The 12,250-nt window shown below is 63.7% G+C and carries 10 protein-coding genes and 1 tRNA gene; 3 read left to right on the forward strand and 8 right to left on the reverse strand.

Going from position 1 to position 12,250, the window contains the following annotated elements:
- Positions 1–28: 28 nt before the first annotated feature.
- From QQL79_RS15575 to QQL79_RS15610, 8 genes are all read right to left on the reverse strand, one after another.
- Positions 29–3,106: an efflux RND transporter permease subunit gene (locus tag QQL79_RS15575; RefSeq protein ID WP_284392440.1), complete on the reverse strand. Its 3,078-nt coding sequence runs from the start codon at positions 3,104–3,106 to the stop codon at positions 29–31.
- Positions 3,103–4,191, reverse strand: a complete 1,089-nt coding sequence (locus QQL79_RS15580; RefSeq protein WP_284392442.1) for an efflux RND transporter periplasmic adaptor subunit — start codon at positions 4,189–4,191, stop codon at positions 3,103–3,105. The genes QQL79_RS15575 and QQL79_RS15580 overlap by 4 nt, the downstream gene beginning before the upstream one ends.
- Complete coding sequence (locus QQL79_RS15585; protein ID WP_284392444.1) at positions 4,188–5,276, reverse strand: efflux RND transporter periplasmic adaptor subunit; 1,089 nt, start codon at positions 5,274–5,276, stop codon at positions 4,188–4,190. The genes QQL79_RS15580 and QQL79_RS15585 overlap by 4 nt, the downstream gene beginning before the upstream one ends.
- Positions 5,273–5,869 (reverse strand): TetR/AcrR family transcriptional regulator, encoded by a 597-nt coding sequence (locus QQL79_RS15590; protein WP_284392445.1) that lies wholly within the window; start codon positions 5,867–5,869, stop codon positions 5,273–5,275. Before QQL79_RS15590 ends, QQL79_RS15585 begins: the two co-directional genes overlap by 4 nt.
- 70 nt (positions 5,870–5,939) lie before the next feature.
- On the reverse strand, positions 5,940–6,332 hold the full coding sequence (locus tag QQL79_RS15595) for a GFA family protein (RefSeq protein WP_284392447.1): 393 nt from the start codon (positions 6,330–6,332) through the stop codon (positions 5,940–5,942).
- Between the two features lie 134 nt (positions 6,333–6,466).
- Positions 6,467–6,543, reverse strand: a tRNA-Arg gene (locus tag QQL79_RS15600).
- Positions 6,544–6,679: 136 nt separating this feature from the next.
- Complete coding sequence (locus QQL79_RS15605) at positions 6,680–8,107, reverse strand: sensor histidine kinase (RefSeq protein WP_284392449.1); 1,428 nt, start codon at positions 8,105–8,107, stop codon at positions 6,680–6,682.
- 53 nt (positions 8,108–8,160) lie between these two features.
- Positions 8,161–9,591 (reverse strand): FAD-dependent oxidoreductase, encoded by a 1,431-nt coding sequence (locus tag QQL79_RS15610; RefSeq protein WP_284392452.1) that lies wholly within the window; start codon positions 9,589–9,591, stop codon positions 8,161–8,163.
- Positions 9,592–9,847: 256 nt separating this feature from the next.
- Between QQL79_RS15610 and rpmH the strand changes: the two genes are divergently transcribed.
- From rpmH to yidC, 3 genes are read left to right on the forward strand one after another with little or no spacing between them, the layout of a single operon-like run.
- Positions 9,848–9,982: a 50S ribosomal protein L34 gene (gene rpmH / locus QQL79_RS15615; RefSeq protein ID WP_056228810.1), complete on the forward strand. Its 135-nt coding sequence runs from the start codon at positions 9,848–9,850 to the stop codon at positions 9,980–9,982.
- Positions 9,983–10,005: 23 nt separating this feature from the next.
- Positions 10,006–10,404: a ribonuclease P protein component gene (gene rnpA, locus QQL79_RS15620; protein WP_284392459.1), complete on the forward strand. Its 399-nt coding sequence runs from the start codon at positions 10,006–10,008 to the stop codon at positions 10,402–10,404.
- Positions 10,401–12,239 (forward strand): membrane protein insertase YidC, encoded by a 1,839-nt coding sequence (yidC, locus tag QQL79_RS15625; RefSeq protein WP_284392461.1) that lies wholly within the window; start codon positions 10,401–10,403, stop codon positions 12,237–12,239. Before rnpA ends, yidC begins: the two co-directional genes overlap by 4 nt.
- The last annotated feature ends 11 nt before the right edge of the window (positions 12,240–12,250 follow it).

Raw genomic sequence — 12,250 nt, forward strand, 5'->3', positions numbered from 1 at the left:
TCCCAGGGGCCAGGTCAACGGACTTTATTCAAGCTGACGGCGCTTCCGCTTTTTCGTCTTCCGCAGCGCTTTGCGGCGGCTTGACGCGATACCAGGTGACGTAGAGCGCCGGCAGGAAATAGAGCGTCAGCGCTGTTGCCGCGATGATGCCGCCAATCATGGCATAGGCCATGGGCCCCCAGAACACTTCGCTGGCAATGGGGATCATGCCAAGGCTGGCCGCGGCGGCGGTGAGCAGGATGGGCCGCATACGGTGTTCGGTGGCGTAGAGCACTGCCTCCCATTGATCATGGCCATCGCGGATATTGTCGTTGATCTGGCCGATCAGGATCACCGCATTGCGGATGATGATGCCGGCCAGCGCCAAGACGCCCAGAAGCGCCACAAAGCCTAGCGGCGTGCCGGTGGGCAGGAGGGCCGCGACCACGCCGATCAGACCCAGGGGCGCAACGCTCACGACCAGAACCAGTTTGGAGACGCTCTGCAATTGCACCATGAGGATGAAGGCAATGGCCAGCAGCATGGCGGGTAGCGTGGCCACCAGTGCCGACTGGGAATTGGCACTCGATTCCGCGGCGCCGCCGGTCACCACATGATATTCGGCCGGCAATTGGGTGGCGAAATTGGCAATAGCCGGCGCGAGTTCCTTGTTGACCGCCGCCGGCAGCATATCACCCGCCACCGAGGCACGCACGGTGATGGTGGGCACGCGATCCCGCTGCCAGATGATGGGCTGTTCGAGGCCATATTGGATGCTGGCGAAGGCGCCCAGCGGCACGGCCACGCCGCTCGAGGTGGGCACCTGCAGGTTCTGCAAGGTCTCGATCGAATTGCGCTGGTCTTCCTCGGCGCGCACGACGACATCGACGAGATAGATGGAGTCGCGCACCTGGGTAATCGTGGTGCCATTGATGATGGTGTTGAGCACCTGTGCCACGCTTTCGGAGGTAACGCCGAGGCGGCGCGCCTTATCCTGATCGACATCGACCAGCAAGGACTTGCCCGGTTCGTTCCAATCGAAGCTGATGTCCCGGACATGCGGGCTCGTGCTCACCACGCCAGCCAGGTCGAGCGCAAGGCTGCGCACGGTCTGCACATCGGGGCCGCTGAGGCGGTATTGAATGGGCCGGCCGACCGGCGGCCCCAGCTCAAGGAACTGGGCAAAGGTGTTTATGTCGGCGAAGTCTTTGGCGAGCAGATCGTCAATCCTGGCGCGGACGCGGCCGCGGGCTTCCAGATCCTTGGTGACGATAACAGCCTGACCGAAGAAGGAATTGGCCAATTGGCTATCCATGGGCAGGTAGAAGCGCACCGCGCCCTGCCCGACATAGGAGCTCCAGTGGTCGATATCTTCGTCGCCGACCAGCGAGGCCTCGAAGCGGTCCATCACCGCCTCTGTCTGGCGGATCGTGGCATTCTGCGGCAGGGTGAAATCGACGAGGATTTCGGGCCGGTCGGATGACGGGAAGAATTGCTGCTGCACCTTGGTCAGCCCGAACAGCGAGACGGCGAACAGGGCCACGGTGAAGGCAATCGTCGCCCAGCGAAACTGCATGGCAAAGGCCAGCGAGCGGCGGAACCAGCCGGCAAAGCGGCTCGGCTTTTTGTCGGCATGGCCCTTCATGGTCTTGGGGAGCAGGGCCACCCCGATCAGCGGGGCGAAGAGTACCGCCACGACCCAGGAAATCGTCAGCGCCGCCGCGATCACATAGAACAGGGTCTGGATATATTCGCCCGCCGTCGAGGTATTGAGCAGGATGGGCAGGAACCCGGCGACCGTGACCAGTGTGCCGGTCAGCATGGGGAAAGCCGTCGAGGTATAGGCGAAGATCGCGGCCTTATGCAGGCTATCGCCGGCTTCAAGGCGCGAGACCATCATCTCGACAGTGATCATGGCGTCATCGACCAATAGGCCGAGCGCGATGATCAGCGCGCCCAGCGAGACACGCTGCAGGGAAATGCCCATGAATTCCATGAAGACGAAGACCAGCGCCAGGACGATGGGAATAGAGATGGCGACGACGAGGCCGGCGCGCAGGCCGAGGCTGAGGAAGCTTACCACCAGAACGATGACAACCGCTTCGAGCAGGGATTTGGTGAAGCCGCCGACGGCTTCCTCGACCACATGGGGCTGATCGGAGACCTGGGCGACACCAACACCGATGGGCAGGCGGGTTTCGATTTCGGCCATACGCTCCTTAAGGGCTTCGCCGAACTCAAGAATATTGCCGCTGGGGGCCATGGAAATGGCGAGGCCGAGAGCGGTCTTGCCATCGTAGCGGAAGAGCGGATCGGGGGGCTCCTGATAGCCGCGGCTGATGGTGGCGACATCAGCCAGGCGGAAGAAAATGTCGCCCTGCTGCAGGTTGATTCTGGCGATGTCGGCCTCGGAGGTGAACTGGCCGCCGACTCGCACCAACACCTTTTCGCCGTCACTTTGAATCGTTCCTGAAGGGGTGACCGCGTTCTGCGCCTGCAATTGGGAAATGACATCCTGGGCCGAAATGCCCAGGGTCGCCAATTGCTGGGTGGAGAAGTCGATGGAAATGACTTCGTCCTGCGTGCCGATCAGTTCGACCTTGCCGATATCGGGAATGGCCAGCACGTCATTGCGCACGGTTTCGACATAGTCGCGCAGTTGGCGATAGGTCAGGCCGTCAGCGGTGAATGCATAGATATTGCCGTAAACCGAGCCGAACTCGTCGTTGAAGAAGGGGCCGACCAGGCCGCTGGGGAACTGGGCGCGGATATCGTTGATCTTCTTGCGCACCTGGTACCAGGAATCGGTAACGGCCTGGCCGCGCAGGGTCTCCTTGAGATTGACGAAGACGGTCGATTGCCCGGCTGTCGAATAGGAGCGGGTGAAATCGAGTTTATCGAGACTTTCCAGCGCCCGCTCGATCCGCTCGGTCACCTGGCTCTTGGTGTCGTCAATGGAAGCGCCGGGCCAATAGGCCTGGACAACCATGGTCTTGATGGCAAAGGCCGGATCTTCCTCGCGGCCCAGCTTCTGATAGGACAGCACCCCGGCTACGACGGCGATGACCATGAGGAACCAGATGAAGCTCTTATGTTCGAGCGCCCATTCGGAAAGGTTGAACTTCATGGCTGGCCCCCTTCACTGACGAGCACCTGCTGCCCCGGGCTGAGGCTATTGATGCCGGCGGTGACGACACGGTCGCCCTCCGCAAGCCCCTGGCCGATCGACACGAGAGTTGCGGTGCGGGACACCACGCTGACGGACCGCGCGGCAACGGTGCCGGCGGGATCGAGCACCCAGACGCTGGCGGTTTCCCCATCGCCCAGTACGGCGCTGGCCGGGAGCTGCACCAGGGGCTGGCCGAGCGGCCGGGTAACCACGGCTTCAACCGTGGTCCCGAGGCGGAAGGCCTCGCCCGGTGCATCCAGCGTGAGCCGGACACGGCGCAGGCGTGCAGTGGCGGAGGCCGAGGGCGCAATTTCGCGAACCAGAGCTGTCGCCTGGCTGCCGGTCATGTCAGTCGTGGTAATCGTGACCGCATCACCGATCGCCAAAGTGGAGGCCAGGCCTTCCGGCAGGTCGAACACCGCGTCGCGTTGCTCGGGCTGGGCGACCGTAAGGATGGTCTGACCGGCGCTCACCACCTGCCCCACTTCGGCTGAGGTCGAGACTACGATGCCATCGGCATCGGCCAGGATCTGGGTATAGCCGAGCTGGTCCTGCGCGCGGGTCACATTGGCCTTGGCCTGATCGAGCTGGGCCTCGGCCGTCTGGCGGGCTGTGGTGGCGGCGTCGAGCTGCGCCTGCGCCGCGGTATTGCTGGAGACCAGCTGGCGCACGCGCGCCTCGGACGCGGAGAGATTGTTGAACTGGGCCTGGGCGCTGGCGAGGTTGGCCTGGGCCGTTTCGAGCTGAAAGGCCTGCACGCTGGCATCGAGCGTGGCCAGCACCTGGCCCTTGGTGACGCTATCGCCCAGGCCGACATCGCGCGTCAGCACGCGGCCGGCCGATTGAAAGCTGAGCGCGGTCTGGTGGCGTGGCTCGACACTGCCGACAAAGGGGCCGATGGCCTCGCTGGAGATCAGGGTGACGGTGGTGGTCAGCACCGGGCGCAACGGCTCGGCGGCGGGCGCTTCCGGAGCGCGGTCGCAGGCGGCGAGCAGGCCGGCCAGGAGCATGGCGGAAAGGCCGATACGGAAAGTGCGTTTCATGGCGTGACCTCCATGGCGGTAACGGCCTCGCCGGGATGGAGCATCTGCGTGCCGCTGGTGACGACCAGATCGCCGGCGTCCAGGCCCGAGGCGAGAATGACCTTGTCGGCCAGATAGCGATCGACAATCACCGGCTTGAGGCTGACCGTTCCGGCCGATGGATCGACCACCCAGACGGCCGGTCCATCCTTGTCGCGGAACAAGGCGCCCCAGGGCAGGGCAAAGCCGGAAACCGGCGGCAGGGCTATGCTGCCGGCAATCGCCGCACCGAGCGGCAACGCCCCCTTGGGGTCGTCGAACCCGACTTCGATCCGCACGGTGCCAGTGGCCGTATTGACCGTTGGCGACACTTCCCGCACCGCCCCGGTCGCGGTGATCGAGGGATCGGCGACCAGTGTCAGATCGACCGGCACATTATGGGGTACCCCGCTCAGCGCCGCCTCGTAGACGTTGAACACCGCATCGCGCGGTCCATCCTGCGCCAGGCTCAGCACTGTCTGGCCGGCGCCGACCACCTGCCCCGGTTCCATGGCGCGCAACAGCACGATGCCATCGGCACTGGCCTTGAGGTCGACATAGCTCAGCACTTCGGCGGCCGATGATTGCTGGGACTGGGCAGCACCCTGGGCGGCCTTGGCGCTATCCAGTGCCGCCTGTGCCTGTTCGAACTGGGCGCGGGTGGCATTTCCGGCCTTGAAGAGGGCATCGAGACGATCGAAATCGCGTTGTGCCTGGGCCAGTTGCGCCTGGGCGGAGCTGACTGCGGCATTGGCCAGCAACAGGCTGGCCTGCTGGTCGGCGGCATCAAGCCGGGCCAGCGGCTGCCCGGCCACGACGTGATCGCCGGTTTCGACCAGCACATCGAGCACGCGACCCGCCGTGCGGAAGGCCAGATCCTGCTGCACCTGCGCCTTGACCTCGCCGGTCAGGGACGCCCGGGTGACGGTATCGCTGCTGGCGGCGGCGACAACCGAGACGGTGCGGGGCGGGATAGCGGCGGCGGGCGCTTCGGGCCCGGAACAGCCAGCCAGCACAAGGCTGGCGGCGCAAAGGCCAATGGCGGCACGGATCGTCTGGATATTCATGGCAAACCTCCCGACAGGGCGATCATGGCATTGGCAATTCTGCGCGCCATTGGGTCAACTGCGTTGTCACCAGAAAAGTCGGTATCGAGCCAACGCATGATCAGCCAGGTGAGCCCGCCCGAAAGAATGGTGACTCGATCTGCCGGATCGAGCAGCAGCGAGCCGCGAATGCGGGCGCCAAAGGGAGAGTCGGAGAGAATGCGTGTTTCCAGTAAGGCGACGAAATCGTCGTAAAGCTCGAAAGCGCCCGCGCCATGGATAACCCGGCGATAGAAGACAGCATGGTGCTGCAATTGCGCAAGAATGGCGCAAACCGTCGCCTCGGTGTGGGCGAATTCCTCGGCCGGGGTCAATCCGCTGCCATCAAATGACTCAGGAGGGAACATGGCCTCCAGCCGGATCAAGGCGGCAGCGCGCGCCAGGGCCGGCAGATCGCGGAAATGCTGGTAGAAGGTCGGCCGGGTGATTTCGGCGCGGCCCACCAGATCGGTAATGGTGATCGCAGCCAGTTCTTGCTCATCCAGGAGCCGGATCATGGCTTCGACAAGGGCCTCGCGCGAGCGGGCGGAACGGGGATCGGTGGATTTCTGCACGTCTGCCTCCAATGCGGAGGTTCAATAGACTTCTATTTTACAAATGTAAATTAGATTTTCCGATGCAATCTTAATCCTCAAAACGGCCTGTTGCCTGCCGGTCGCGTTCATAGTGCCGCGGCAGTGGAAATGGCGGTAACCAGGACTCGCGACGGATGGTCCATAATTCATAAGTCGGCGTGAATTGATCGGGGGCATCGAGCGCGCCCAGATTGATCTCGATTTCATCACCACTGCGCGAAAAAACCGAGGAGCCACAGCGCGGGCAGAAATGCCGCCCGGCATAGCTTTGCGTTTCGCCCTCGATGTCCACCGCATCCTGGGGGAATATCGCCGAGGCGTGAAACAGGGCGCCATGATGTTTGCGGCAGTCGAGGCAATGGCAGAGGCCAACCCGGTATGGTCGCCCCATGGCCACAAACCGCACATTGCCGCATAAGCAGCCACCGGGAAACCGATCCATGAGAGAGCCTCCACACCGCGTCCTGGGACGAAGGCTAGAGCCAATCGATGTTCAATTCCATGCCGGCTGGACCCTCGCTCAAAGGGAGGCCACGGGATTCAACCAGCGTTTGGCGGGGTCGTGAGGGATTGAAATGGCGCGCCCGAAGAGATTCGAACTCCTGACCCCCAGATTCGTAGTCTGGTGCTCTATCCAGCTGAGCTACGGGCGCGCAGACCGTTTTGTTAACGGCGACTGTCAGTGAAGCGGCCCGGAGGCGGCTTGCTGCTGAAGCGAGCGAACCCATACATGGGTGTTCCGGCATTGGCAAGCGGGCGGGCGGCAGAATTTCTTACGAAATGTGGAAATCAGATGACACGCAATGTGGCCGGCAGCACGATATCAAAGCGGGTGCCCTGAGGCTGATCGGCCAGCAGCAGCCGGCCGCCATGGGCCTCGGTGATTTCGCGCGCAATGGCTAGGCCGAGCCCCGTGCCGCCGGAGCGGGCGGAGCCTTCGAAGGCAACAAAGAGATTGTCGCGCGCCCGGGGCGGCAGGCCTGGGCCGTTATCGGCAACCGAGATGGTAATGTCGTCGGCGCCCTCCTCGACTGCCACCGTGACCTGGGGCGCGACAATGCTCGCATTGGCCGCTTCCAGCGCCTCGCGGGCGTTCTTGAGCAGGTTGAGCAGAACGCGGCCGAGCTGGCCGGCATCGACCGTGAGCACCAGATCGTCGGGCACGTTGTTGACGAAGGTAATATGGGGGTGCCCCACCAGGCGCGCATCGAAGGCGGCTTCCTCGACCAGCGCCTTGATCGTGGCCGGGGCCATGACCGGTGGAGAGGCCATTTCGCGTCCGTAATCGAGCACCGACTGGGCAAAGCCGATGGCCTTGTCGAGCGTGGTGACGAGGCGCGGCGCCAGCCGCTGCACCTTGGGATCGTCGAGCGTTGCCACCTGATCGGACAGCAACTGCGCCGAGGTCAGCGTATTGCGCAGGTCATGATTGATCTTGGCGACCGCCAGGCCGAGATCGGCCAGATGGCGGCGCTGGCGCAGCATGGAGAAGATATCGCTTTCCATGGCCGCCAGTTCGCGCTCGACCACGCCGATCTCATCGCGCCGCGCCGAAGGGGCGATGATGAGGCTGGCATTTTCGGGGGCCTGCCGATAGGCTAGCATATTGTCTGCCAGGCGCAGGACCGGATCGATGAACAGCCGGCTCACCAGCACATAGAGCGTTACCGCGGTGATGGCGGCGATGATCAGCGAGAGCAGCACGATATTGCGGGAATATTCGAGCATGTCCTGCCGCAGGGGACGCTCGGGCATCAGCAATTCGACCAGACTTTCGTCGAGATCGCCCTCCCCCACGATGCGCAGGGTGCGGCCGGGACCGGCAAAGAGTGTGTCGAGCGCGCCCATGGTCAGCGTCATGATATCGCGTTGGCGCATATCGGCGGTGGCGACGACGTCGGGGGTAACGGGGTTAGCGAGTTCGATGAGCTGGCTCTGGCCCTGGCGGCGATAGACAATGGCATTGGCGCCGGCCGAGGTGAGGAGCCGATCGGTCAGGCCGCGCGGCAAGGCCATGACATCGGGCACGGCATCGAGCACGCGGGCGGCGACGACGCCGACGCGCAGGCGATCATCGAGCCAGCTGGCGCGGAAGTTGGCCAGCGAGGGCAGATAGACAACCACCTCGACCGCCAGGATCACCACGATGATGGTGGCGATGAGCTTGATCGAGAGGCCGGAGAACCGGCGGGGCTTAAGACTGCGTTCGGCTGTCATTGCAAACCATTATAGGCAAGGACGGATGAGCTGTAACCCCCAGCGGGGGCAGCTCAACCCAGCAGTTTGCGCAGGGCCTGGCTGCGTTTTTGCCAGGCGCCGGGCTGGCGCGCGGCGAGGAATGCCTCGCCCAATTGGGAAAGAATGGCGGCAAAGCTTGGATGAGGCAGGACCAGATCGGCCAGGCCTTGGGCGGGCATGGCCCGGTCCATCGCCAAAGCCAGCATGGCAATCGCTTCGCCGGCGCCGGGGCCGATAATGGAGGCACCCAGAATCTGCCCCTTGCCGCCGGCAATAAGCTTGGCGGCGCCATGCGTCTGGCCCAGGGCACGGGCCATGTCGTTTTCGGCAAAGCTGGCGCGCAGCACCAGCGTCCCGGCCGGCAGGGGGCGCTCGCCCTCAACCAGGCCGATGGTGGCCAGACCCGGCTCGGTCTGTAGCAGGAGGGGGATAAGGGCAGGATCGGGACGGGAGGACCCATTGCCGAACAGGCGGTCGACAATGGCGGCACCATAGCGGGCCGAGGCATGGGACTGGCCCTGCCCGGCGGCGCCACCCACCGCATGGATGCGGCTGTTGCTGGTCCGGCCATCGGTATTGAGCTGGAGAAAGCCGGGCCTCGCCTTGTCGAAACGAACCTTGGCGCGGTCGAGCACCAGCCCATCGAAATCGGGTATCCGACCCATGGAAATCAGAAGATGGGAGGCATCCAGGCTATGATCGCTGCCATCGGCATGGGTGAGATCGACGCCGGTGCCCTGACGGCGCGGTACGATGCGGGTGACACTGGCGCCCTCGGCGATCTCAAGGCCTTCCTGGGTCAATTGACGCAGCAGGATAGCGACCTGTTCGCGGTCGAAGCCGGGCAGGATGTCGCCTTGCGGCACGAGGGTCACGGCCGCCCCCAGCCGACGATGGGCCTGGGCCAGTTCGATGGCTGATGCGTCGGAGCCGATCACCACCAGGTGGGTGAGCTTGCGGGAGTTGGCGGCAATGGTGTCAGGCGTGAAATAGGTGGCTTCATCGAGTCCGGGAATGGTGGGGATGACGGGCCGGGCGCCGGTGGCCAGAATGATATGGCCGGCGCGAATGGTGGTTTCGCCAAGTTTGAATGTCTGGCGGCCGGTGAATATGGGCTGGCCGGCGCGGCAATCGATGCCCAGGGCGGTGAGCCGGCTGGCGGCATCGCGCGGCGCCGTGCTGGCGGCAAGGGCTCTGGCACGCTCGCCAATGGCCTTGAAGCTGGGCTTGGGTTCGGCCGGGGCGAGGCCAAAGGGCCGTGCATCATGCATAAGCTGGGCGCGGGAAGCGCTGGTGGCGAAAGCCGTGGCGACCAGCCTACCCTGGGCGGGGTCGCCGGGTTCTTCGGCGCCGCGATCAACCAGCATGACATTGGCGCCCAGGCGCCGGGCGCGCAGCGCCAGGCCGATGCCAAGCGCGCCCGCACCGATGATGCAGAGGTCAGGATTTTGGAGGTCTGCCATGGACTGCCGGGCAAAAGAATTTTGTTGCAGACTTATGCGGCGATCCGGCGGCGAAGACAACCGGGCAACAGGAGCCAAGAAAGCGCTGGGAGTATCACCCCCGACGCTTACTTGGCGCGTTGACTTGAGGCGTGCTTTTCCATATAGACCCCACCAACCCGCACCGTGGGCGCCTGGGCGCTCGAACGCGTGTCTTAGATATTCTTGCGAAAGCAACGACCAATAAGAGGAACCGTGCCCCGCGCGGTCTGATGTTATGAAGCGTACATACCAGCCTTCCAAGCTCGTGCGTGCCCGCCGTCACGGTTTCCGTGCCCGCATGGCTACCAAGGACGGCCGCATCATTCTGAACCGCCGCCGCAACGCCGGCCGCAAGAAGCTTTCGGCCTAAGGCGCTCTGGCCGGATGACGGCCATGGAGCAGCCGACAGGCGCCTTGCGCCGGCTGACCAAGCGAAGCCAGTTTCAACGGGCCGCCCGGGGCAATCGCGCCGGGCGTTCTGCGTTTGGGCTGCAGGTTGCCGAGACCGGCGCGCCCGAGGCGGGTGTCGGGTTCACCGTCACCAAGAAGACGGGCAATTCTCCCCAGCGAAATCGCATAAAACGACGTCTTCGCGCGGCTGTGACAGCATGCGCGCGTGACTTTGTGCCCGGCCACGACTATGTGCTGCTCGGACGGCGCGAAGCGCTGAGCGAACCCTTTGCCAAGCTGGTTGCCGATCTGGGTACATTGATCGTGCGTGTGCACGAACCCAGATCGAGCGAACAGCGCCATTCTCCCGGCCGCGGCGGCCCACGGAAACCGAGACAATGACTGACAATCGCAACATTATCCTAGCCATCGTGCTCAGCATGGTCGTGCTGTTCGGCTGGCAATTCTTCGTTGCCGGCCCGCAGATGGAACGGGCCCAGCAGCAGGCCCAGATCGCCGCCGAACAGCAGGCCGCCGCCGATGCCGCATTGGCGACGCCCGCGACACCAGCAACGCCGGGAGCAGCAGCCGCCACCCCGGCCGCCACGGGCACACAGACCTTTGCTTCGCGCGAAGAGGCCGTGGCCGCCAGCCAGCGCGTTGCCATCAGCACGGAAGACCTCGAGGGCTCGATCAACCTCACCGGCGCGCGCATCGACGATCTGCGCCTCAAGCAATATCGCGAGACGGTCGATCCGCAATCGCCGATCATCACGCTGCTGACGCCGTCGGGCGTGCCCAATGCCTATTTTGCCGAAGAGGGCTGGGTGCCGGTGGCCGGCACCAATATTGCCGTGCCGACCGCGCAGACCGTCTGGACGGTTGATGGCGACAATAGCACGCTGACGGCGACAACCCCGGTGACGCTCTCCTGGGACAATGGCGCGGGCCTCATCTTCCGCCGCACCATTTCGATCGACGAGCATTATCTGTTCACGGTCAGCCAGACCATCGAGAACCAGACCCAAGGCGATGTCGCACTTTACCCCTATGCCCGCGTCATCCGCCACAACACGCCCCATGTGCAGAATTTCTTCATCCAGCATGAAGGCCCGCATGGCGTGCTGGGTTCGAACAATCTCATCTCCAAGAAATATTCGGACCTGCAGAACGACCGCCAGCTGACCTTCGAAAACACCGCCGGCTGGCTGGGCTTTTCGGACAAATACTGGGCCACGGCCGTCATGCCGCCGGCCGGCACGGCGCTCAATGCCCGGTTCAACTGGTCCAATGCCGCAGGCTATGACGACTACCAGACCAGCTATGTGGAAACCGCACCCGTCGTGATCGCGGCCGGTGCTACCGCCACGCGTGAGAGCTATCTGTTCGCCGGTGCCAAGGAAGAGGCGGTTATCAGCGCCTACCAGAACCAGTATGGTTTCGACCGTATCGACCTGCTGATCGACTGGGGCTGGCTGGGCTTCATCACCAAGCCGATGTACTATCTGCTGACCTTCCTCTACGGCATTCTGGGCAATTTTGGCCTCGCCGTGCTGGCGGTGACCGTCATCGTCAAGGCCATTTTCTTCCCGTTGGCTAACCGGTCTTACGCCTCGATGGCCGCGATGCGCCGCGTGCAGCCGGAGATGAAGTCGATCCAAGAGCGGCTCAAGGACGATCGTGCCGCCCAGCAGCAGGCGATGATGGAGCTTTACCGCAAGGAAAAGATCAATCCGCTTTCCGGCTGCTGGCCGATCCTGATCCAGATCCCGGTGTTCTTCGCGCTTTATACCGTGATCTTCATCAGCCTCGACATGCGCCATGCGCCGTTCTTCGGCTGGATTCAGGATCTGGCGGCGCCCGATCCGACCAATATCTTCACCCTGTTCGGCCTGATCCCGTGGACGCCGACAGCCCTGCCCATCATCGGCAGCTTCCTGCATCTGGGCATCTGGCCCGTCATCATGGGCATTACCATGTGGGTGCAGATGAAGCTCAATCCGCCGCCGCCCGATCCGACCCAGGCGATGATCTTCAACTGGATGCCGGTGATCTTCACCTTCATGCTGGGCACGTTCCCGGCGGGTCTCGTCATCTACTGGGCCTGGAACAATACCCTGTCGGTCACCCAGCAGTGGTTCATCATGAAGCGCCATGGCGCCGAAGTGAACCTGTTCGGCAACATCATCGACAGCTTCAAGCGCAAGCCCAAGGCGGCCGAGACGACCAAGTCCTGATCGTCAGCAGC

This window comes from Devosia yakushimensis (genome assembly GCF_030159855.1).
Taxonomy (GTDB): domain Bacteria; phylum Pseudomonadota; class Alphaproteobacteria; order Rhizobiales; family Devosiaceae; genus Devosia; species Devosia yakushimensis.